The sequence below is a fragment of the Microbispora rosea genome, from assembly GCF_044460045.1.
Lineage (GTDB): Bacteria > Actinomycetota > Actinomycetes > Streptosporangiales > Streptosporangiaceae > Microbispora > Microbispora rosea.
Window position 1 is genome coordinate 292,290 of record NZ_JBITJO010000009.1, and the last position, 22,558, is coordinate 314,847.

Annotated in this window: 14 protein-coding genes and 2 pseudogenes; 9 read left to right on the forward strand and 7 right to left on the reverse strand. The window is 73.1% G+C overall.

Annotated elements, in window-relative coordinates; genetic code table 11:
- Positions 1 to 20 precede the first annotated feature (20 nt).
- Together ACIBK1_RS32010 and ACIBK1_RS32015 are read left to right on the forward strand one after the other, a co-directional pair.
- Entirely contained in the window at positions 21 to 566 is a 546-nt protein-coding gene (locus tag ACIBK1_RS32010) for a helix-turn-helix domain-containing protein (RefSeq protein WP_030511903.1), read from the forward strand.
- Positions 563 to 1,315, forward strand: coding sequence for a sulfite exporter TauE/SafE family protein (locus ACIBK1_RS32015; protein ID WP_030511904.1), 753 nt, complete (start codon positions 563 to 565; stop codon positions 1,313 to 1,315). The genes ACIBK1_RS32010 and ACIBK1_RS32015 overlap by 4 nt, the downstream gene beginning before the upstream one ends.
- A 78-nt stretch (positions 1,316 to 1,393) precedes the next feature.
- Here the strand turns inward: ACIBK1_RS32015 and ACIBK1_RS32020 are convergent, their stop codons facing one another.
- From ACIBK1_RS32020 to trpB, 3 genes are read right to left on the reverse strand one after another with little or no spacing between them, the layout of a single operon-like run.
- A complete protein-coding gene (locus tag ACIBK1_RS32020; RefSeq protein WP_396739430.1) occupies positions 1,394 to 2,149 on the reverse strand; it encodes a GntR family transcriptional regulator in 756 nt (251 codons plus the stop codon).
- Complete coding sequence (trpA, locus tag ACIBK1_RS32025) at positions 2,146 to 2,961, reverse strand: tryptophan synthase subunit alpha (RefSeq protein WP_396739432.1); 816 nt, start codon at positions 2,959 to 2,961, stop codon at positions 2,146 to 2,148. The genes ACIBK1_RS32020 and trpA overlap by 4 nt, the downstream gene beginning before the upstream one ends.
- Entirely contained in the window at positions 2,958 to 4,163 is a 1,206-nt protein-coding gene (trpB, locus tag ACIBK1_RS32030; protein WP_030511907.1) for a tryptophan synthase subunit beta, read from the reverse strand. The genes trpA and trpB overlap by 4 nt, the downstream gene beginning before the upstream one ends.
- Positions 4,164 to 4,402: 239 nt before the next feature.
- Here trpB and ACIBK1_RS32035 point away from each other — a divergent pair, with 239 nt between their 5' ends.
- On the forward strand, positions 4,403 to 4,783 hold the full coding sequence (locus tag ACIBK1_RS32035) for a PLD nuclease N-terminal domain-containing protein (RefSeq protein WP_030511908.1): 381 nt from the start codon (positions 4,403 to 4,405) through the stop codon (positions 4,781 to 4,783).
- A 62-nt stretch (positions 4,784 to 4,845) separates the two neighbouring features.
- On the forward strand, positions 4,846 to 8,163 hold the full coding sequence (locus ACIBK1_RS32040; RefSeq protein WP_396739435.1) for a BTAD domain-containing putative transcriptional regulator: 3,318 nt from the start codon (positions 4,846 to 4,848) through the stop codon (positions 8,161 to 8,163).
- Here ACIBK1_RS32040 and ACIBK1_RS32045 read toward each other — a convergent pair.
- Both ACIBK1_RS32045 and ACIBK1_RS32050 read right to left on the reverse strand, forming a co-directional pair.
- Positions 8,145 to 8,957 (reverse strand): ABC transporter permease, encoded by an 813-nt coding sequence (locus ACIBK1_RS32045; protein ID WP_030511910.1) that lies wholly within the window; start codon positions 8,955 to 8,957, stop codon positions 8,145 to 8,147. The genes ACIBK1_RS32040 and ACIBK1_RS32045 overlap by 19 nt on opposite strands.
- An 83-nt stretch (positions 8,958 to 9,040) precedes the next feature.
- Positions 9,041 to 10,012, reverse strand: a pseudogene (locus tag ACIBK1_RS32050) (ATP-binding cassette domain-containing protein).
- Positions 10,013 to 10,153: 141 nt separating this feature from the next.
- Here ACIBK1_RS32050 and ACIBK1_RS32055 point away from each other — a divergent pair.
- Entirely contained in the window at positions 10,154 to 10,810 is a 657-nt protein-coding gene (locus tag ACIBK1_RS32055) for a maleylpyruvate isomerase N-terminal domain-containing protein (RefSeq protein ID WP_396739437.1), read from the forward strand.
- Between the two features lie 16 nt (positions 10,811 to 10,826).
- Here ACIBK1_RS32055 and ACIBK1_RS32060 read toward each other — a convergent pair whose 3' ends face one another.
- Positions 10,827 to 13,604: an ATP-binding protein gene (locus ACIBK1_RS32060; RefSeq protein ID WP_396739439.1), complete on the reverse strand. Its 2,778-nt coding sequence runs from the start codon at positions 13,602 to 13,604 to the stop codon at positions 10,827 to 10,829.
- A gap of 190 nt (positions 13,605 to 13,794) precedes the next feature.
- On the opposite strand from ACIBK1_RS32060, the gene ACIBK1_RS32065 reads away from it, so the two are divergent.
- On the forward strand, positions 13,795 to 14,151 hold the full coding sequence (locus ACIBK1_RS32065; protein WP_396739441.1) for a VOC family protein: 357 nt from the start codon (positions 13,795 to 13,797) through the stop codon (positions 14,149 to 14,151).
- A gap of 77 nt (positions 14,152 to 14,228) precedes the next feature.
- Positions 14,229 to 14,840 (forward strand): glyoxalase, encoded by a 612-nt coding sequence (locus ACIBK1_RS32070; RefSeq protein ID WP_396739443.1) that lies wholly within the window; start codon positions 14,229 to 14,231, stop codon positions 14,838 to 14,840.
- Positions 14,841 to 14,979: 139 nt separating this feature from the next.
- Here ACIBK1_RS32070 and ACIBK1_RS32075 read toward each other — a convergent pair whose 3' ends face one another.
- A complete protein-coding gene (locus ACIBK1_RS32075; protein ID WP_396739445.1) occupies positions 14,980 to 16,353 on the reverse strand; it encodes an FAD-binding oxidoreductase in 1,374 nt (457 codons plus the stop codon).
- 335 nt (positions 16,354 to 16,688) lie between these two features.
- Between ACIBK1_RS32075 and ACIBK1_RS32080 the strand changes: the two genes are divergently transcribed.
- Both ACIBK1_RS32080 and ACIBK1_RS32085 read left to right on the forward strand, forming a co-directional pair.
- Positions 16,689 to 20,195, forward strand: coding sequence for a S8 family serine peptidase (locus tag ACIBK1_RS32080; protein WP_396739447.1), 3,507 nt, complete (start codon positions 16,689 to 16,691; stop codon positions 20,193 to 20,195).
- Between the two features lie 447 nt (positions 20,196 to 20,642).
- Positions 20,643 to 22,558, forward strand: a pseudogene (locus tag ACIBK1_RS32085) (DNA-directed RNA polymerase subunit beta); the annotation flags it as partial.

The following is a 22,558-nucleotide window of genomic DNA, read 5'->3' on the forward strand; positions in this document are numbered from 1 at the left end:
CATGTGCGATCATTTGGGCCATGGACGTGATGGAGGTGCTCGCGCATCCGGTGCGGCTGCGCGTCGTGCAGGCTCTCGCCGGTGGGCGGGTTCTCACGACCTCGCAGCTGTGCGCGCGCATATCGGACGTGCACAAGGCCACGGTCTACCGCCACGTCGCCGCGCTCGCCGACGCCGGCGTGCTGGAGGTGGACGGCGAGCACCGGGTGCGCGGGGCGGTGGAAAGGCGCTACCGGCTGCGCGAGCGTGTGGTGATCGACGCCGACACCGTGGCGGCGATGTCGCCCGAGGACCACCGGCGCACCTTCACCACGGCGATGGCCGCGCTGATCTCCGAGTTCGACGCCTATCTCGGTCTGGACGGCGCCGATCCGATGGCCGACGAGGTGGGTTACCGGCAGCACGTGCTGTGGCTGAGCCGGGAGGAACGCGCCGAGATGATCGCGGAGTTGCGCGCGGTCATCGTCGCGCGGATGAGGAACGAGGCCGCACCGCACCGCAGACGGCACCTGCTCAGCCCGATCCTGTTCCCGGTCGAGACGCCCCCGCCGGACGCCGGGGCGTGACCGGCCTCGGCGACGTCGCGCTGCTGGCCGCCGCCGGGGCGCTCGCCGGGCTGGTCGGCACCGCGGGCGGGATCACCTCCCTCATCTCCTATCCGGCCCTGCTCGCGGCGGGTCTTCCCGCCCTCGCGGCGAACGTGGCCAACATCGTCGCGCTCGTCGCCTGCTGGCCCGGCTCGGCCCTGGCCTCGCAGCCCGAGCTGCGGGGGAAGGCGCCGTGGCTGCGGCGGTGGGTGCCGCTGGCCGCGCTCGGCGGGGCGGCGGGGTCGGCGTTGCTGCTGTCCACCCCGCCCGGTGTCTTCGCCCGCGTCGTGCCGTTCCTCGTGGCCGCGGGGTCGCTGGCGCTGCTCGCGCAGCCCCGGCTCGCCCTGCGCCACGAGCGGCGCGGTTCGCCCGACGCCGTTCTGCCCCTCGGGCTGACTGCACTGTCGGTCTACAACGGATACTTCGGCGCGGGGTCGGGGGTGATGATCCTCGCCCTCCTCCTGGTGACCGCCGAGCCGCGGCTGCCCGCCGCCAACGCCCTGAAGAACATGCTCCTCGGCGCTGGCGCCCTGGTATCCGCCGCCGGATTCGCCGTCTTCGGGCCGGTCGACTGGGCCGCCGTCGCCCCTCTCGCCGTGGGCCTGTTCGCCGGGTCCACGCTCGGTCCCCTGGTCACCCGGCGCCTGCCGACCGGGCTGCTGCGCTGGCTGGTCGCCCTGATCGGCCTCGGGCTGGCGGTCCGCCTGTGGGTCGCGCCGGGCGTCTGACCGCCGATCCGGTGCAGGGACACCCGTGCCGGCCCGGCACGACGGCCGAGGTCCGTACGCCCCCGTCCCCGCCACGACTCAGCTGGTGGCGCCCCAGGTGAGGGACAAACCGGTGGCGGCGCGTTCGGTGCGGATCTCCATCATGCTGCCGAGGATCGTGGCGTGGTCGGACACCACGGGCGTGGCGTCGAGCGTGTAGGTGATCCGGGCGCTGACGAGGACCGGGCTGCCCGGCGGCTCGTGGAGGTGGCGGGCGGCGGCGGGGTCGAGCAGACCGGGCCGCACCACCTCGGACGCCCGGGCGACCGTCACGCCCGCGTCGGCGAGGGCCGTGTAGAGGGAGACGACGGTGAAGTCGCGGTCGCGGATCCGGTCGGCCACCGGGCGGCGGACCCAGGACACCTGGTGCACGGCGGGACGTCCTCCGAACTCGCGGACCCGCTCCAGCCGCAGGGCCGTTTCGCCGGGACGCAGCCGCAGCTCCGCGGCGATCCGGGCGGGGGCCCGGCGCACCGCCCGCCCGGCCACCGCGGTGCGCACGTCGTGGCCCTGCTTACGGAGGTCGTCGACGAGGCTGCGGAGCGAGTCGAGTTGGTACGCCAGGTGGGGCGGGGCGACGAACGTGCCCCTGCCGGGCTGCTGCACGATCAGCCGCTCGTCACTGAGCTGCCGCAACGCCTGACGCAGCGTCATGAGGGTCACCCCGTAGGAGGCGCTCAGCTCCCGCTGCGGCGGCAGGGCCTCCCCCGGGGCGTAGTGTCCCGACCGGATCTTCGCGGCGAGGTCGGCGGCGATGGCGCGGTATCTCGCCTCGTGCCCGGCGTCGGGGGTCATCGTGGTGGGTCACACTCCTGGTCGAGGGCTTCCCGCAGGGTCGTGAGGAAGGCCCGCAGGTCGTCCGGTCCGGCCCCGTCGAGCACCCGCCGCATGACCGCGGCGCCGACCACCACGCCGTCGGCGTGCCGGCGGGCTTCGCGTGCCTGATCCGGGGTGGAGATGCCGAATCCTAGCAAGACCGGCCGATCGGTGACGCGCCTGATCCGCTCGGTGAGCTCCGCCGCCGAAGCGGCGAGGACGGCCCGCTCACCGGTGGTGCCCATCAGCGACACCGCGTAGACGAATCCGCGGCTGCGGCGCGAGATCTCCGCCAGCCGCGGCTGCGGGGTCGCGGGCGAGGCCAGCAGGGCCGGCTCGACCCCGGCGGCGGTCGCCGCGTCCGTCAGCTCGCCCGCCTCGTGCACCGGCAGGTCGGGCACGATCAGGCCGCCGACACCGGCCCCGCGCAGCGCGGCGCAGAACGCCCCGGGGCCGTTGTTCAGCACCAGGTTGTAGTAGGTGCTGGCGACCAGCGGCACGCCCAGGTCCGGGAGGCCGGACAGGTCGGCGAGGATCCGGCGGGTGCTCGCCCCCCGGGCCAGTGCGATCTCGCTCGCCTCCTGGATGGTGACGCCGTCCAGCGTGGGGTCGGAGAAGGGCAGGCCGACCTCGATGGCGTCCGCCCCGGCGTCGGCGAACGCCCGCAGGTAGTCCGTCCAGCCGGGCGTGATCCCTCCGGTGACGTACGGCATGAGCAGGCCGCGGCCGGTGTCCCGGCGGGCGCGCAGGTGGCGTTCGACCGCACCCGCGGCCACGGTGGAGTTCGTCACAGCAGCTCCTTCAGGGTTGAGACGTCCTTGTCGCCCCGGCCGGACAACGTCATCAGCACCGTCGATCCCGCCGGCAGCTCACCGCCGCCCGCCGCGCGGATCACCCAGGCGAGGGCGTGCGCCGATTCGAGCGCGGGGACGATGCCCTCGGTGCGCGCCAGCCGCACCGCCGCGCCGACCGCCTCGTCGTCGGTCACCGTGACGTAGCGGGCCCGGCCCAGGTCGCGCAGGTGGGCGTGCTCCGGGCCGACCCCCGGGTAGTCGAGCCCGGCGGCGATGGAGTGCGCCTGGGTGATCTGCCCGTCGTCGTCCTGCAGGAACAGCGAGCGGCAGCCGTGCAGGACGCCGAGCCGGCCCCGGGCCGCGCCGGCGCCGCCCTCCGCCTCCACACCGACCAGACGCGCCGGGGTGTCGGCGAACCCGGCGAACGTGCCCGCCGCGTTGGAGCCCCCGCCGACGCACGCGACCACGTGGTCCGGAACGCCGGTCCGCAGCTCGGCGGCGAACTGCCCGCGGGCCTCGTCGCCGATGACCCGCTGGAACTCCCTGACCATCCACGGGTACGGATCCGGCCCGATGACCGAGCCGACGCAGTAGTGGGAGTCGCCGGTCGCGCCCACCCAGTGCCGCATGGCCTCGCTGGTCGCGTCCTTGAGCGTACGGCTGCCCGTTGTCACCGGGATCACCTCGGCGCCCAGCATTCGCATCCGGAAGACGTTCAGCGCCTGCCGCTCGATGTCGCGCTCGCCCATGAAGACCGTGGCCTCCAGCCCGAGCAGCGCCGCCGCGGTCGCGGTGGCCACCCCGTGCTGGCCGGCTCCCGTCTCGGCGATCAGCCTGCGCCGTCCCATCCGGGTGGCCAGCAGGGCCTGCCCCAGCACATTGTTGATCTTGTGGGATCCGGTGTGGGTGAGATCCTCACGCTTGAGGTAGAGCTGCACGCCCAGCTCCTCCGACAGCCGGCGGGCCGGGGTGAGCGGGGTCGGCCGCCCCGCGTGCAGGGCGAGCAGCCGCGCCAGGTCGCCGCGGAACCCTGGATCCGCCCAGGCCTCCCGGAACGCCTGGTCCACCTCGCGGCACGCCTCCACCAGGGACTCCGGCGCGTACCGTCCGCCGTACTCGCCGAATCGGCCCCGGGTTCCCGGCTCGCCCATCGTCCCGTCCGGCGGGACCGGTTCACGCCACGGCAGCAGGTTTCGCATGCCATGCTCCTATCGTTCTATAACTCAATAGAGAGTTCTATAACAGTCTCCCTAGCAGGGGAGTGTGGCACGGGCGGCGCGGACGCGCCACCCCCGATGCGTGATCCATGCGTCATGTCCTCGTGACCTGACCCGGGTGCGGGCCGCCGCATCGGGAAAGATCACGTACCGGGGAAAGTCCCGTCAGACGAAGATCGGAGCCGCTACGCTCTGCGCGTCTGAAACTGGGAGGATTCGGGATGCCCCTCATCTACGGCGGGTTCGGTCTGGTTCTGCTCGCCTTATGGATCTTCTGCCTGCTCGACGTGATCGTCACGGCGGAGGAGGACTGCCGCAACCTGCCCAAGGGGGCGTGGATCCTGATCGTCCTGTTCCTCCCCGAGGTGGGGTCGATCCTGTGGCTGCTCGCGGGCCGGCCGCAGACCGTGACGCGGCCCGGCGGGCTGCCGTACAAGGGCAACACCGGGCGCTTCCCGGAGTACGACCGGCCGGGCCGGTTCGTCCCCGCCAACCCGGACGACGACGAGGAGTTCCTCCGCCGGTGCCGGGAGCGGGCCGAGGAACAGCGCCGCGCCTACCGCGAGCAGCAGCGCCGGACGGAGAAGGACCAGGACCAGTAGTGGCGGGCCTTCGCCGCCCGCCTCGGGGGAGAGGCCCGCTGCACTCGTGAGACGCTGACGGCGTGCGGATCGCGCTTCTCGGCCCCCTGGAGGCACGCGACGACACCGGCGCGCCGGTCGAGATCGCCGGGATCCGGCTGCGCACGCTGCTGGCGCGGCTCGCGCTGTCCCCGGGCCGCCCGGTCCCGGCGGAGGCCCTGATCGACGCGGTGTGGCCGGACGAGCCGCCGGCGGGGGCGACCAACGCGCTGCAGTCGCTCGTCTCCCGGCTGCGCCGTGCCCTGCCGGCGGGCGAGCGGGACCGGCTGCAGTCCCGGCCGGCCGGGTATCTGCTGTCGCTCGCCGCGGACGAGACCGACGTGGGGCGGCTGGAGGCTCTGGTGGCGGCCGGCCGGACGGCCAGGGACGGGGCCGGGGCCGGGGGCTCCGAGGGTCTCGCCCTCGCGGCGCGGCGGTTCGCCGAAGCGCTGGCGCTGTGGCGGGGGGAGCCGCTGGCCGATCTGGAGACGGCCGGATTCGCCGCAGTGGCCGCCCGGCTGATCGAGCTGCGGCTGCGTACCACCGAGGACCTGGCCGAGGTCCGGCTCGACCTCGGCGACACCGGAGACCTGGTCTCCGAGTTGGAGGAGCTGACCGCCGCCCACCCCTTCCGCGAGCGGCTGTGGGCGGCTCGCATGCGGGCGCTGTGCGCGGTGGGGCGGCCTTCGGAGGCGCTGGCCGCGTTCGAGGAGCTGCGCCGTACGCTCGCGGAGACGCTGGGCACCGACCCTTCGCCGCCCGTACGCGAGCTGCACCTGGCGATCCTGCGCGGCGACCTGCGCCCGGCGTCGGCCGCACCGCCGGAGCGGCCGGCCCGCCGGACGAACCTGACCGTCCCGCTGACCGGCTTCGTCGGCCGGGAGCAGGAGCTGGACCGCGTGGGGGAGCTGCTCGACGAGGCGCGCCTGGTGACCCTGGTCGGGCCCGGCGGCGCGGGCAAGACCCGCCTCGCCGTCGAGCTGGCCGCCGCGCGGGTCGAGCGACACCGCGACGGCGCGTGGATCGTGGAGCTGGCGAGCGTACGCGATCCCGCGCAGATTCCCGCGGCCGTCGCCGCCGCGCTCGGGGCCAGGGAGGGCGGGCTGCCGCGCCCGAACGCCGCGGAGGCCGAGCCGCACCCGCCGCGCGGCCCCGTGGACCGGCTGGCCGAGGCGTTGCGGGACCGGGAGCTTCTCGTCGTGCTGGACAACTGCGAGCACGTGATCGACGTGTGCGCGCAGGTGGCCGACGCCGTCACCGGGCGGTGCCCAGGGGTGCGTGTCCTCTGCACCTCCCGGGAGCCGCTCGCCATCACCGGCGAGACGCTGTATCCGGTCGGGCCGCTGCGTACGCCTCCCGCCGACGTGACCGTGGACCGGGCGCCGGACTTTCCGGCCCTGCGCCTGTTCGTGCAGCGGGCCTCGGCGGTGCGCCCCGGCTTCGCCCTCACCGCCGGGAACCTGCCCACGGTGGCCGAGGTGTGCCGCCGCCTGGACGGCCTGCCGCTCGCCATCGAGCTCGCCTGCGCGCGGCTTCGCACGCTGCCGATCGAGGAGATCGCCGCCCGGCTCGGGAACCGGTTCCGGCTGCTCACCGGCGGCAGCCGCACCGCGCTGCCGCGCCACCAGACGCTTCAGGCCGTGGTGGAGTGGAGCTGGGACCTGCTGGGTGAGCCCGAGCGGATCCTGGCCCGGCGCCTCGCCGTCTTCGCGGGCGGCGCCACGCCCGACTCGGCCGAGGCGGTGTGCGCGGACCCGGTGCGGCTGCCGCGCGAAGACGTCCTCGGCGCCCTCGCGTCGCTGACCGACAAGTCGCTCGCGGAACTGCTGGAGGTCCCGGGTGCGCCGCCTCGATACCGGATGCTGGAGACCGTCCGCGCGTACGCGGCCGGGGTGCTCGCCGAGTCCGGGGAGGCCGAACGGATCCGGCGTTCGCACGCGGCGCACTTCACCGACAGGGCCGAGCGGGCGGAGCCGGGCCTGCGCGGCGCGGGCCAGCTCGACCATCTGGGCTGGCTGACCAGGGAGTACGACAACCTCACCACCGCGCTGCGCTGGGCGGTGGACAGCGGCGACGCCGAGCAGGCGGTCCGGCTGGCGGCGGCGCTCGGCTGGTTCTGGAACCTGCGCAGCGCGCACCACGAGGCGGCGGCCTGGCTGAGCGAGGTGCTGGCGACGGCGAGCACGTCCCCGGACGGCGCGGGCGACGGCCGTGGCGTGCCGCGTGCGACACTCGCCATCGCCCATGCCTACGCCGCCCTGCACAACTTCGCGGTGGGCGACACGGAGCGCGCCGTACGGTCGGCGATGGCCGCGACCAGGCTGGCCGAGGGCGAGGTGACGAACCACCCGGCGATCGCTCTGCTGGTCGTGCTGTATCGGATACACCCCAGTCATCCCGAGCCCGGCGGGGAACAGGCCGTCGCCCGGCTCCGCGAGCTGGCGGGCCACTCCGATCCGTGGCTGGCGGCCGCGGCCCGGCTGTTTCACGGGCTCGCCCTTGCTGCCTTCGGAAACGCGGCCGGCGCCGCGGAGCACCTGGCCGCCGCGCGGACGGGGTTCGGCGCGGTCGGCGACCGGTGGGGAGCGGCGGCCGCGGTGAGCGCTCTCGGCACCTGCCGGAGCCTCGACGGCGACCACGCGGGCGCGATCAGCGCCCTCACCGAGGCGATGCGCCTGCTGCGGGAGCTCGGCTCCGACGGCGACATCGCCGGGGTGCTGGTCGAGCGCGGGCTGGAACGCGTCCGCGCGGGAGATTTCGCGGGCGCGGCGGCCGACCTGGAGCGGGTCCGGACGGGAGAGGCGGCGCGCCGCTCCTCGCAGATGCCGGCCCTCGCCGAGATCGGTCTGGGCGAGCTGGCCCGGCGGTCCGGCGATCTCGCTCGCGCCCCGGTCCCTGCTCACCGGCGTGCTGGGTCGCATCGCCCCGGTCGACGGCGACGCGCGGCCGATCCGGGCACGGGCCCTGATCGCCCTGGGCCGTGTCGCCGCCGCCACCGGCGACCTCGGCTCCGCGCGCGCACACCTCGACGACGGCCTGCGCCTCACCCTGGCGGTGGGGGACCGGTCGGCGATCGCGAACGCGGTCGAGGCCCAGGCGGAGCTGGCGATCGCGGCGGGCGAGCCGGCCGAGGCCGCCCGCCTGCTCGGCCTCGCCACCTCGGTACGCGGCACCGCGGACAAGGGCAGCCCCGACGTACGACGCGCGGAGACGGCGGCCCGGGCGGCGCTCGGCGACGCGCACGACGCGGTGTACCTCGCCGCCGCCGCACTCGGCACAGACACCGCACTGGCCGCCCTCGGCCCGACCGCCTGATCGACGCCTCCCTCGTGGCGCGCGGGACTCAGGTGCGCCGTCGGTAGGCCAGCACCGCGAGCGGCGCGAACACCCCCGCGATCGCCGCCGTCCACAGCAGCGAGACCGGCACGGTGCGGCCCAGCGGCAGATCGAGCATGAGGCCGCGAGCCGCGTCCGACAGTCGCGTCACCGGATTGATCCTCACCCAGGCCTGCAACCAGCCGGGCAGCTGCCCGGTCGGGACGAACACGTTGCTGCCGAAGGTGAGCGGGACGATCAGGACGAAGCTGAACCCGCCCACGCTCTCGGGGCTCCTCGCCAGCAGCCCGACGAGCGCCGCCGGCCAGCACACCGACAGCGAGAACAGCAGGATCAACCCGCAGGCGGCCAGCACGGAGAGCGGCGCGGCGTGCGGCCGGAACCCGAGGACGGCGCCGACGGCGAGGACCACCAGCAGACAGATCGCGTTGCGCACCACGTCGCCGAGGACGCGACCGATCAGCGGGGCCGCGCGGGCGACCGGCAGGCTGCGAAACCGGTCGAAGATCCCCGACCGCACATCGGAGTTCAGCCCGACGGCCGTGTTCATCGACGAGAACACCAGCGCCTGCACCGCCACTCCGGGCAGCACGTACCGCAGGTAGGCGTGCCAGTTCCCCGCGACCGCGTTGCCGAACAGGAACGTGAACAGCACCACGAAGGTGATCGGTATGAGCGACAGGTCGAGCAGTTGGTCCGGCGAGTGCCGGATTTTCAGCAGGCTCCGCCAGGCGAGCGTGAACCCCTGTCGCAGCGCTCGCAGGGGCCGGTGACGGCCCGCCCGCTCGCCCTCCTCAGGAACGGCGTTCAGCGGCCTCATGACCCTCCGAACCGCCGGCCCGCCCGGTCCCGCTCCGTCCCGCGTCACGTGCCGTCCCCCATCCGGTCCGGCTCCGGCCCCGGTCACTTCTCCACCTCCGGCCGCCCTGCGCCGCGCCCCGTCAGGGCGAGGAACGCCTCATCCAGGCTCGCGAGGCGGAGGCCGAGCTCGGTGACGGCGACGTCGTCGGCCTCCAGGCGGCGGGCCGCGGTGGCCAGGGCCACGGTGGCGGACCGGCCGGGCTCGATCGGGGCCGAGACGAGCCCGCCCTCCCTGGCAGGCCGCGACCCGGTCGCCTCCGCCACGATCTTCGCCACCGCGTCCGTGTCCGACGGGTCGGCCGGGCGTACGTCGAGGGTCTGGCCGCCCACCTTCGCCCTGAGTCCGGAGGGGGTGCCGACGGCGACCACCCGGCCCTGGTCGAGCACCACGATCTCGTCGGCGAGCCGGTCGGCCTCCTCCAGATATTGGGTGGTGAGCAGCACGGTGGTCCCCTCGGCGACCAGCGCACGGATCATGCACCACACCTCGCCGCGAGACCGTGGGTCCAGCCCGGTGGTCGGCTCGTCGAGGAACAGCACCCGAGGGTGCCCGACCAGGCTCAGCGCCAGGTCGAGGCGGCGGCGCATGCCGCCCGAGTAGGTCTTCACCTGCCGCCGCGCCGCCTCGGTCAGCTCGAACCGTGCGAGCAGTTCCCCCGCCCGGTGCCGGGCCGCCGCGCGAGACAGGTCGAGCAGGCGGGCGATGAGCACCAGGTTCTCCTGCCCGCTCAGGTCCTCGTCGACCGCCGCGTACTGGCCGGTCACCCCGATCAGGTCGCGCACCCGCTCCGGCCGTCACAGCACGTCGATCCCGGCCACCTCCGCCCGCCCCGCGCCGGGCCGCAGCAGGGTGGCGAGCACCCGTACGGCCGTCGTCTTGCCCGCGCCGTTCGGCCCGAGCAGCCCGAGGATCGTGCCGGGCGGCGCGGCGAGATCGACCCCGTCGAGGGCGGTCGTCCGCCCATACCGCTTCACCAGGCCCTCGGCCCGGATCGCGTGCATCGTCGAGTTCATGCCACCGAGGCTGGCCCGAGCCGCTGACACGGCGAGCACACCGCGAGCACACCGTGAACACACCGCGAGCACGCCGTGAGCACGCGAGCCGTGCCCCGAATGCGTTTGTCCGCCATCGAGGCATCGCACTACCGTGCCAACGTGGATCTCTTCGCGCACTCGTGGGCGGCATTGCGCAGGGCGGTCGCCGAACTGCCGGACGAGGACTTCGCGCGGCCGTCCGGCTGCGCCGGCTGGCTCGTACGGGACCTCGTGTGCCATCTGGTGATCGACGCTCAGGACGTCCTGATCACGCTGGCGACCCCGGAGGAGACGGAACCGACCCGTGACGCGGTGACCTATTGGGAGGTCTCGGCAACGCCGCCGACCGGCGACGATCCGCTCGACGCGCTGATCGTCCGGCTGGCCGCCGCCTACGAGGAGCCTCGGCTGCTCACGTTCCACCTCGACGACGTCGGCTCCGCCGCGGGCCGTGCCGCGGGGCTCGCCGACCCGCGACTGCGGGTCGGCACCCGTGGCGAGGTTCTCACCGCCGGCGACTACCTTTCGGCGTACGTCCTGGAGTGGACGCTGCACCACCTCGACCTGGTCGCAAACCTTCCGGGCGCGGCGGGACCGCCCGCCGCGGGGCTCGCCCGGTCCCGCGAGATGCTGGAGAAGATCGCCGGCGCCGCCTTCCCCGCGTCGTTCTCCGACAAGGACGCGCTGCTGGTCGGCACCGGGCGGCGTGCCCCGACCGACGCCGAGAAGGCGGAACTGGGCGACCTGGCCGCGAGGCTCCCCCTCGTGCTCGGCTGATCGCCCGGGCGCGCGCCTACAGGGCAGGGGCCATCGGGGCGAGGCCGAGGGCGGCGAGCGCGGCCGCGCCGCTGGAGGCATGGCCGCCTCCGGCGAGCACCAGGGTCCGTGCGGACTGGTAGCGGCAGCCGGCGGCGTCGAACGCCTCCGCCGTGGCGAGCAACGCCTCCTGGTCGCCGTCGAGCAGGGCTCGGGCTCGCTCCACGATCGCACCGGCGACCGGGTTGCCGGCCACGGCGGTCCGGGCCTCGGCGAGGCAGTCGTGGGCGCGGGGGCTCCCGGCGAGCACGGCGGCCTCGGCGCGCAGCGCGACATACCAGTGGTGCCAGATCCAGGTCACCCACTTCCACACCTGCCTGGGCTCGGGGGCCGTCCGCTCCAGCGCCTCCGGTGCCTGCCCCCGGTGGAGCAAGAGCATGGCGTCGAAAACCGCCCCGTAGCCGTAGACATGCTCCGGCGAGGTGCCGAGCCGATCCATGATCTCCTGCCATTCGCGCCGGGCGTCGTGGTCGTCGCGCAGGCCGTGGATCATCGCCACACCTGCCGCCGCCGGGGCGAGGATGGACCGGGCGGGGCTGCCTGCCCGCCGCCACGCATCGAGGAACCGGACGCTGCCGGTGAGCACCTCGTCGACGTCGCCCGCCAGCGCGGAGACCATCAGCAGCCGGCAGGTGGCGCGGTGACCGCTCTCCGCCAGCGACGGGTGATCGGCCAGCTGCCGTGCCCAACGGCGGGCGCGCGGCACATCTCCCGCGCCGAGGCCGGCCTCGGCGGCCACACCGAGCGCGTCGATCAGCTCGTGGGTGCCGGCCGGCGAGATCGGCAGGGACGCCAGGAGCGTGATCCGGCGGCGGGCCGTGGCCGCGGTGGCGAACGTGTCGCCGGCCCAGCTCTGCGCGCCGGTGAGCGCGTCGAGTGCGGCCGACTCGGCGAGCGGGTCGCCGGTCCGGCGCGCGAGCTCGACCGCGCGCTCGGCGCGCGCGACCGTCTCCGGCACGGCGTTGCCGGCCGGTCCCTGGACGGCTCCGAACGCGTCGGTGAGCACCGCGGCCTCGGCCAGTGCCACCGCGGCCTGCGCGGCCGGGTCGTCGCCGGCCGGCTCCCGCGCTTCGGTGATCAGCGCGAGGGCCTCCTCCTGGGACGGGAGCCGTACGAACGTGGTCGAGAACCGGAAGGCGATGGTGGCGGCGGTCGCCAGGTCGGCGGCGGCGCCCGCGGTGTCGCCGGCGCCGCGCGCGGCCTCCGCGGCCGCGAGACGCAGGCGGTACATGTCATCGCCGGTCGTCCGGCAGCCGGCCACGGCCGCGGCCTGCCGGAGCATCGACGCGGCGACGGAGGGGTCGGCCGCGAGCTCGGCCGCCTGCTCGTAGCGCCGCTGGGACTCCCCGGTCAGGTGACGGGCGAACGTGAGCTCCGCCAGGTGCAGGGCGAGCTCACAGGCGTCCGCGCGCTGCTCCGGCCGCTCGGCCGCCCACGCCAGGGCCGCGCGCAGGTCGTCCGCCACCAGGTCGAACCGGGCCCGCCAGTCCTGTCGCACCACCGCCAGGGCGGCGGCCTCGGCCAGACACCAGCGAAGGTGCCGGGATCGGGCGTCCACCAGCTCACCGGCCTCGGCGAGCCGCTCCGTCGCGTACTGGCGGATGGTCTCCAGCGCCCGATACTCCGTGCCGCCCGGGGAGGCCGCCACCACCAGCAGGCTCTGCTCGGCGAGCCTGGCCAGTCCGTCGGCGACCAGGCCCGCCTCCGACCCGGTCACCTCCGCCGCCGCGGCGGCGGTGAACGGCGCCGCGAACACCGACACCCGGCGCAGCAGCGCCCGGTCGGCCGGCTCCAGCAGGGCGTGGCTCCAGTCCAGCGCCGCCCGCACCGAACGGTGCCGCTCGTCGGCGCGGGAACCGCCGGTGAGCATCCGGAGCGGATGGGACAGGGCGGCGATGATCCCGTCGAGCCCGAGCGTGGGACACCGGGCGGCGGCGAGCTCGATCGCCAGCGCCATTCCGTCCAGTCGCTCGCAGATCGAGGTGACCTGGTCGCGCAGCGGAGGATCGAGCGGCGATCCCACCGCCGCCGCCCGCTCCATGAACAACGTGACCGCGTCCGACTCGCCGCCGACGGTCAGCGACAGCGGGGGGACCGCATACACCCGTTCGAACGGCACCATCAGTCGCGCCCGGCTTGTCGCCAGCACCGTCAACCGCGGGCACCTCGCCAGCAGCCGCTCGATGAGCAGGGCCACCCCGTGCACCACGTGCTCGCAGTTGTCCAGCACCAGCAGCGCATGACGGTCGGCCAGCGCGGCGAGCACGGACTCCGTCATGTCGCGGCCGGGCTGCTCGCCGAGGCCGAGCGCGCCGGCGACCGCGGTCGCGACCATGTCCGGGTCGGTGACCGGGACGAGGTCGACGAACCACACCCCGTCGGGGCGTTCGCCGGCCGCCTCCGCCGCCACCGCCAGCGCGAGCCGGGTCTTGCCCACGCCACCGGGACCGACCGCGGTCACCTGGCGATGTTCCCTGATCATCTGGGTCAGCTCGGCGCGCTCGCGCACGCGGCCGACGAACGAGGTCGGCGGGGCCGGCAGCACCGGCACCGGACGCGAGGGCGCGGCGCCGGCCGGCTCGGGCGCGTGCCGGGCGAGCGCCCGCCGATCCTGCACCTCCAGCTTGCGCAGCAGGGAGGAGACGTGGCTCTCCACGGTACGCACCGAGATGGACAGCCGTGCCGCGATCTCGGCGTTGCTGAGGTGGGCTCCGATCAGTTCCAGCACCTCGGCTTCCCGAGGCGAGATTTCCACTCCTGTCACCACTGCCCCATCTTGTCGCATGCCCTCCGTACGCGATCCGCGGTGACTACAGAGCGCGTTCCGTGCCGTCGATCCGTGGCAGGTTTCCGTGATCACCACGGATGTGGGCCGGCCGCGCCGCGAGCAAAGCTGTGGACACGCGAACGGCGGGTCGGTGCGACCCACAACCACAGGAGTGACCATGACCGGCTCTTCCACCCAGGGCATCACGACCGTGCTGCATCCCGTGTCCGACCTGACCAAGGCCAAGGCGGTGTACGCGGCCCTGCTCGGTGTCCCCGCGCAGACGGACTCTCCCTACTACGTCGGTTTCGACGCCGGGGGCCAGCACATCGGGCTGGTGCCGGACGGTGGACCGCAGGGCATGACCTCGCCGGTGGCCTACTGGCACGTGCCGGACATCGAGGCGAAGCTGGCGGAGCTCACCGCCGCGGGCGCCACCGTGAAGGAGTCCGCGCACGAGGTCGGCGGCGGCCGTCTGGTGGCCACCGTCACCGACCCCGACGGCAACGTCCTCGGCATCCTGCAGGACCGCTGAACGCCGGCCTCCGCCTGCCCTATCCGCCCCCGGCGGCGGCCGAAGAGACGACGACCCCCTCGCTGAAAGGACCTCCCATGACCTCCTTCGAATCCGTCATCCTCGAAGTTCCCGACCCCGCGGCCGCGGACGTCTTCTACGAAGCCTTCGGTCTGGGCCCGTACGTGAACGTACGCGCCTCGGATGCGCCGACGACCGGCTTCCGCGGGTTCGCGCTGTCCCTCGTGGCATCCCAGTCGGGCAACGTGGACGCCCTCATCGGCGCCGCCCTCGACGCCGGCGCCACCACGCTGAAGCCGGCCACGAAGAGCTTCTGGGGCTACGGCGGCGTCGTACGCGCTCCGGACGGGACGATCTGCAAGATCGCGACCTCGAACAAGAAGGACACCGGTCCTGCGGCCCGGCACGTCGACCAGGTCGCGCTGCTGCTGGGAGTGGCGGACGTCAAGGCGAGCAGGCGGTTCTACGTCGACCACGGCCTGACCGTGGCGAAGAGCTTCGGCGGCAAGTACGTCGAGTTCGACACCCCGGCGTCGCCCGTCACGCTGGCCCTCTATCCGCGCCGCGCCCTCGCCAAGGACACCGGTGTCTCCCTGGAGGGCGCCGGATCGCACCGGATCGTGATCGGCGGCGCTGCCGGGCCGTTCACCGACCCTGACGGGTTCGTCTGGGAGGCCGCGTCCGTCTGATGGGCCGAGCAGAGCGGCGTGCTCGACCAGGCGGTCATGGAGAGCCGCGTCGCCCTACTCGGGCCGCCGGCCCGGCTGTGGGCAGGCCGTTCACCGCCGGCGCGCCGCACGGCGACGCGCCGGAGTGACACCCGTGACGTCAGGCCGGGGGGACGTTCTGGTTGAGCCGGAAAAGGTTCTCGGGATCCCAGGTCCGCTTGATCCGGGCCAGCCGGTCGTAGTTGTCCCCGTAGGCCCGGCGAACCCCCTCCGGCCCATCGTCGCCGAGGTGGTTGACCTCCACTCCGGTCGCCCACGACCGGGTCGCCGTCCAGGTCCGGTCGGCCCAGTCGACGTGCCGGCGCGCGTCCTCGTCGCCCGTCCGCCAGGCGGCCCCGATCTCCAGGCAGTAGGCGGCGTCCCGGTGCCGGAAGGCGCTGGCGTCCGGGGCGATCCTGCCCGCGGCGCCGCCCATCGGCAGGAGGAGGACCCCGCTGTCCGGCGAGGTCAGGCCGCCGCCGGCCTCGACCACGGCGTCGATCAGGTCTGCGGTGGGCTGTCCGCCCAGGTGAGAGCGCATGTGGTAGGGCGTGGGCCGTCCCTGCGCGTCGAACATGTGCTGGAGGACCTCGAACGTGGTCGGCTCGACCAGGTCGGCGAAGGGCCTGCCGGCTCCGCGCACGGCCGCGAGCGCGCGCTCCCCGTCGGTGAGGGGCCCGACATGACACATCGCCAGCGCGAGCACCGGCCTGCCGTGCAGCTCCTCCGGCACGAACGGCGCCGGCGGGGCGGCGAGGACCGCGGCCGCGACGTTGACCTCGTCGGGAGCGCCCGCGCCGTACTCGGAGAGGAACCGGAGCACGTCGGCCGCGTCGTCCAGCCGGTGCAGGACCATCCCGGCGAGCAGCGTGTCGACCGGGTGCAGGCGCAGGGTGAACTCGAGGACGATCCCGAGATTGCCGCCGCCGCCGCGCAGGCCCCAGAACAGGTCCTCGTTCTCGTCGGCGCTCGCCCGGACGACCCGCCCCGAGGCGGTGAGGACGTCGGCCGCGACGAGATTGTCGCAGGCCAGCCCGAAGATGCGGGAGAACCAGCCGTTGCCCCCTCCCAGCGTCAGCCCGGCGACGCCCACATCGGCCACGTGGCCGCCGACCGGCGCGAGGCCGTGGCGCGCCGTCGAGGCGGCGAGCTCGCCCCATCGGACACCGGGACCGACCGCGGCCGTCCGCCGGTCGGAGTCGACGGTGATCCGCTTCATCGGACCCAGGTCGAGGACAAGGCCTCCCTCGGTCGTCGAGAAGCCGGGGAAGCCGTGCCCGCCACCGCGTACGGCGAGTTCGAGACCGGTCTCGCGGGCGAGGGCCAGCGCCGCGACGGCGTCGGCCCGGGTGCGGCAGCGGGCGATCGCGGCGGGTTTGCGGTCGATCGCTTGGTTCCAGACGCGGCGGGCCGACTCGTAACCGGCGTCCTGAGGCAGGATCACCTCGCCGTCGAAGCCGTCGGCCAGGTTGCGTAACGCGATCTCGGGGTGCACGTCCCCTCCCTTACCTGGGCACACGGAGCCGACGGTCACGCCTCCCCGACGTCCTGGAGCCGCCGGCGGCAGGACCGTCCATGAGGACATCGCGGTGGATCTTGGGGTCGTTCCGCGGAGATGGGACGTCCGCGGCGGCAGGCGCACCTTTCGGCCGTCCTGAATGGTCAGTAAGGGGCGATTGTTAAATCGAGTTGAACTTTTTGCCCCAGTATTGCCTGCCCCGGCAAGATCCACCACGATACGTCCCCGGAGTTCACCTGAACCCCACTAATCCCTTTCCCCCCTGTGGGTACCTGTTTGCCCACATAGGAGAGCTTGTGTTACTCCCGCACATGCGGCGTGCGGTCCTGATCGGGACCGCCGCCCTCGCCCTGCTGCTCCCGCAGAACGCCGCGTCCGGCGCAGCATCGGCCACACCCGGACCGGACAAGGTCGATCGGGTGGTCCAGAACGACCTGTCCGCCCACGGAAAGGCCACCTTCTGGGTACGGCTCAAGGACAGCGCCGACCTCGGCGCCGCCCGTATGGCGAAGAAGAAGAACGACAAGGGGCGGCAGGTCTACCGGCTGAAGTCGGAGACCGCCGCGTCCTCCCAGGCAGGCCTGCGCAGGCTCCTCACCAGAGCGCACGCCGATTTCACCCCCTTCTGGATCGTCAACACCGTCAGGGTGACCGCTGACGCGAAGCTGGCCGCCGAGATCGCCGAGTTGCCCGAGGTCACGGCGATCGAGCCGTCCCGCACGGTGCCGCTGCCCGACCCGCAGCCGGCCACGGCGAAGGCCGCGACCGCCTCCGTCGAGTGGAACGTCGACCGCGTCAACGCCCCGAAGGTGTGGGACGAGCTCGGCGACCACGGTGAGGGCGTCGTCATCGCCAGCATCGACACCGGCGTCCAGTGGGACCACCCCGCCCTGGTCTCCCACTACCGCGGCACCCAGCCGGGCGGCGCCGTCGACCACAACTACAACTGGTTCGACCCGGCGCACGCCTGCCCCGGCCAGGCGCCGTGCGACGACCGCGGCCACGGCACCCACACCGTGGGCACCATGGTCGGCGGGGACGACGGCGCCAACGCGATCGGCGTCGCCCCCGGAGCCACGTGGATCGCGGCCAAGGGCTGCCTCCTCACGGGGTGCCCCGACTACGCGCTGCTCGCCGCCGGGCAGTGGATCCTCGCGCCCACCGACCTGAACGGCCAGAACCCCCGTCCCGACCTGGCGCCCGACATCGTCAACAACTCCTGGGGCGGCGAGGGCATCGACCTCTGGTACAAGGACATGGTCGAGGCGTGGGTCGCCGCCGGCATCTTCCCCGCCTTCTCCAACGGCAACGCGGGGCCGGCCTGCGACACCACCGGCACGCCCGGCGGGTACGTCGCCAGCTACAGCGCCGGGGCCTTCGACTCCAGCGGCAAGATCGCGTACTTCTCCTCCAGGGGCCCGGGCGAGAACGGCGAGATCAAGCCGAACATCTCGGCCCCCGGCGTCGACATCCGCTCGGCGGTGCCCGGCAACGGGTACGGGCTGAAGTCGGGCACCTCGATGGCCAGCCCGCACGTCGCCGCGACCGTGGCGCTGATGTGGTCGGCCTCCCCCTACCTGCGGGGTGACATCGAGAGCACGCGGGCGCTGCTCGACCACACGGCGACCGACGTCGACGACGAGGGCTGCGGCGGCACCGCGGCGGACAACTTCGTCTGGGGCGAGGGCATGCTCGACGCGTACGCGGCCGTCAAGGCGACCCCGGCCGGCGAGCTGGGCACGCTGACCGGGACGGTCACCTCCGGCGGCTCGCCCCTCACCGGTGCGACCGTCGAGGTCTCCGGCCCGCTGGACCGCAGCGTCTCCACCGCGCAGGACGGCACCTACAGCCTGCCTCGCCTGCTCAGCGGCGGCTACGAGCTCACCGTGCGGAAGTTCGGCTACGACGACGTCACCCGGACGGTCACCGTCGGCACCGATGAGACGGTCACCGAGGACGTCGCGCTCACGGCGGAGACCCTGAGCACGGTGTCGGGAACGGTCACCAGCGTGGGCCTGCCCGAGGCGGGCGCCACGGTGACCGCCGCGGGCACGCCGGCCACCGCCGTCACCGACGCCCGGGGCCACTACGAACTGCTGCTGCCGCACAAGACCTACGACCTGAAGGTCGCGGCGGACTCCCTGTGCGCCGAGGACGCCACCGTGCCCGTCACGGTGACCGGCGAGATGACCAGGGACATCGAGCTGGCGAGCCACATCGACGGGTTCGGCCACACCTGCAGGAGCGGCGCCGAGCCGTACGTCGAGGGCACCCACCTGGAGCCCCTCACCTACGACGACGAGACCCAGCGGATCACGCTGCCGTTCGCCTTCCCGTTCTACGGCAAGACCTACACCAGCGGCCTGGTCAGCACCAACGGGTTCCTGAGCTTCGGCGACAACACCTACGCCTTCCCGACCCATGTGCCACTGCCCTCCGGCAACGACCCGAACGCCGCCATCTATCCGTACTGGACCGACCTCGGGCTGTTCGAGGGCGAGGGCGGGCTCTACACGGCCACGATCGGCGCCGCGCCGAACCGCACCTTCGTGGTGGAGTGGCGCAACGCCCGGTTCTTCGGCGTGGACGCGGTCATCTCGTTCGAGGCGCTGCTCGGCGAGGACGGCTCGGTCGGGTTCCGCTACCGCGGGATCGACAGCGACTTCAAGGCCGGGGAGAAGGCCACGATCGGCATCGAGAACGGCGACGGCACCGACGCGTTCCAGTACTCGTCCGACCGCCCGGTCCTGCGTGAGGGCCAGAGCCTGACCGTCGCGGCCCGCGGGCACGGGCTGGTCGCCGGCACCGTCACCGACGCCAACGACGGCGGCCCGCTGGCCGGCGCGACCGTCAAGGTCGACGACGTCGCCTTCACCACGGGCCCCGACGGCGCCTTCCTCGGGCAGGTGCCCGCGGGCGACCACCACGTGGAGATCTCGGCGGACGACTACGGCACCCTCACCAAGGAGGTCAGCGTCGCCGCCGGCGGGCGGACCCGGGTGGACGCCGCCCTGGCCACCGGCCGGGTCACCGCGTCCACGGGCCAGGTCACCCTGGTGATGCCGGCCTCGGCCACCAGGAACGCGACCTTCGAGCTGTCCAACCCGGGCTCCGACGCGACGTACACCGTCGAGAACGACCCGGCGCAGACCTGGCTCAGCGTGACGCCGGCGAGCGGGAGCATCAAGGCGGGCGCGTCCGCGACGCTCCGGGTCACCGCCTCAAGCGCGGGCCTGTCCCCGGGCGCCGTCCGCACCGGCGTGCTGCTCGTACGCTCCTCGAGCGGCCGGGCGCCGGTCGTCCCGGTCGACGTGGTCGTCGTGGTGCCGAAGGTCCAGGTCGCCGTCGAGGCGGGCGGCGGCGGGAACGTGGTCGACGCGGCCGGCGACACGTGGACGGCCGACCGGGAGTACACCCCGGGCGGGTACGGCTACGTGGGCGACGGCACCAAGGCGAAGACCTCGCCCACCGACGTCAAGGGCACGTCCGAGCAGGGACTGTTCCGCAGCACCCGCGAGGGCATGCGGGCCTACCGGTTCGACCGTCTTCCTGACGGCGTCTACACCGTGGAGCTGGGCTTCGCCGAAACCCGGCACAAGAACGCGGGCAAGCGCGTCTTCGACGTCGACGTCGCCGGCGCCCCGGTAATCCAGGGGCTCGACCTGGCCAAGGAGGCCGGCGAGAACACGGCGGTGACGCGCCAGTACACGGTGCAGGTCACCGGCGGCCGGCTCGACGTGGTCTTCCGGCCCCACAAGGGCGACCCCATCGTGAACGCGATCCGGGTCACCGAGCGTCCGGACAAGGCGGGCGCGTAAGCGCCTTCGCTCCGAGACCGGCCCGCCCCTCCGGCGGGCCGGTCTTCCCGCATCGCATACTCGTGCGGGCGTACCTGCGGTGCGCCGGAGCGCTGCTCCTCGCGGCCTGCGGTCGGAGCGCCTTCGCGCATGAGGGATCCGATGCCAGGGATCCGTAGCCCTGGCCTCTTCCGGCGCGGTGGCCAGGGCGGGCGCTTCGGCTCGGCATCCGGCGGGGGGCTGACGCGGCCGGCGGATTCTCGTGCGTCCGGCTTGACGATTTCCGCGAGGGCGTGCGATTCTGATTGCGGGATAGAGGTTGACAATTCCGGTACGCGTGGACATTTGTGCGCAGTCTGCTTTATGCTGCCCTTTCACGCTCGCCCTCGGCATCCCATTCCTTCCTGTCGAGTGAGCTGTCATCGGGCGCGCGTGCAGTCAGTCCGCGAGCCCTCGGAAGGACATCTGTTGGCAGCCTCGCCCCACGCTCTCGCCGTACCGCCCGTTCCTCGTCGCGTCTCCTTCGCGCGTATCGAGGAGCCGCTCGAAGTTCCCGACCTTCTCGCCCTGCAGACCGAGTCGTTCGACTGGCTCGTGGGCAACGAGCGATGGAAGGGCCGGGTCGAGGCGGCTCGCCAGGCTGGGCGCAAGGACATTCCGCCCCAGTCGGGTCTCGAAGAGATCTTCGAGGAGATCAGTCCCATCGAGGACTTCTCCGGAACCATGTCCCTGTCGTTCCGGGACCACAGGTTCGAGCCGCCCAAGTACTCAGTCGATGAGTGCAAAGACAAGGACATGACCTACTCCGCCCCGATGTTCGTCACGGCGGAGTTCATCAACAACACCACGGGTGAGATCAAGAGCCAGACGGTCTTCATGGGCGATTTCCCGCTCATGACGTCGAAGGGCACGTTCATCGTCAACGGCACCGAGCGTGTGGTGGTCTCCCAGCTCGTCCGTTCTCCCGGTGTCTATTTCGACCGCAGCATCGACAAGACCTCGGACAAGGAGCTCTACGGCGGCAAGGTCATCCCCTCCAGGGGAGCCTGGCTGGAGTTCGAGATCGACAAGCGTGACAGCGTCGGCGTGCGCATCGACCGCAAGCGCAAGCAGCCGGTCACGGTGCTGCTGAAGGCGCTGGGCTGGACCAGCGACCAGATTCTGGAGCGTTTCGGTCAGTACGAGTCGATGCGGGCGACCCTGGAGAAGGACCACACCTCCGGCCAGGACGACGCGCTGCTCGACATCTACCGCAAGCTGCGTCCGGGCGAGCCGCCGACCAAGGAGTCGGCGCAGGCGCTGCTGGAGAACCTGTACTTCAACCCGAAGCGCTACGACCTCGCGAAGGTCGGCCGTTACAAGATCAACAAGAAGCTGGGCGTCCAGGCCGACATCACCCAGGGCACGCTGACCGACGAGGACATCGTGTCCACCATCGAATACCTCGTGCGGCTGCACGCCGGTGAGGAGACGATGCGGGTCGCCGACAATGAGGTCATCGTCGAGACCGACGACATCGACCACTTCGGCAACCGCCGTCTGCGCACGGTGGGAGAGCTCATCCAGAACCAGGTCCGGCTGGGCCTGGCCCGCATGGAGCGCGTCGTCCGCGAGCGCATGACCACGCAGGACGTCGAGGCGATCACGCCGCAGACCCTGATCAACATCCGCCCGGTCGTGGCGTCGATCAAGGAGTTCTTCGGCACCTCGCAGCTGTCGCAGTTCATGGACCACATCAACCCGCTCGCCGCCCTCACCCAGAAGCGGCGTCTGAACGCGCTGGGCCCGGGTGGTCTGTCGCGTGAGCGGGCCGGCTTCGAGGTCCGCGACGTGCACCCCTCGCACTACGGCCGCATGTGCCCGATCGAGTCGCCGGAAGGGCCGAACATCGGTCTGATCGGCTCGCTGGCCTCGTACGGGCGGGTCAACGCCTTCGGGTTCGTCGAGACGCCCTACCGGAAGGTCGTCGACGGCCGGGTCACCGACGAGATCGACTACCTCACCGCGGACGAGGAGGACCGGTACGTCAAGGCGCAGGCCAACACGGCTCTCAACCCCGACGGCTCGTTCGCCGAGCCTCGCGTCCTGGTGCGCACCAAGGGTGGTGAGACCGAGCTCGCCCGCGCCGAGGAGGTCGACTACATCGACGTGTCGCCGCGTCAGATGGTGTCGGTGGCGACGGCGATGATCCCGTTCCTCGAGCACGACGACGCCAACCGGGCGCTGATGGGGTCGAACATGCAGCGTCAGTCGGTGCCGCTGCTCAAGAGCGAGGCTCCGCTGGTCGGCACCGGCATGGAGTATCGCGCCGCGACCGACGCCGGTGACGTCATCACGGCCGAGAAGGCCGGTGTGGTGGAGGAGGTGTCCGCCGACTACGTCAC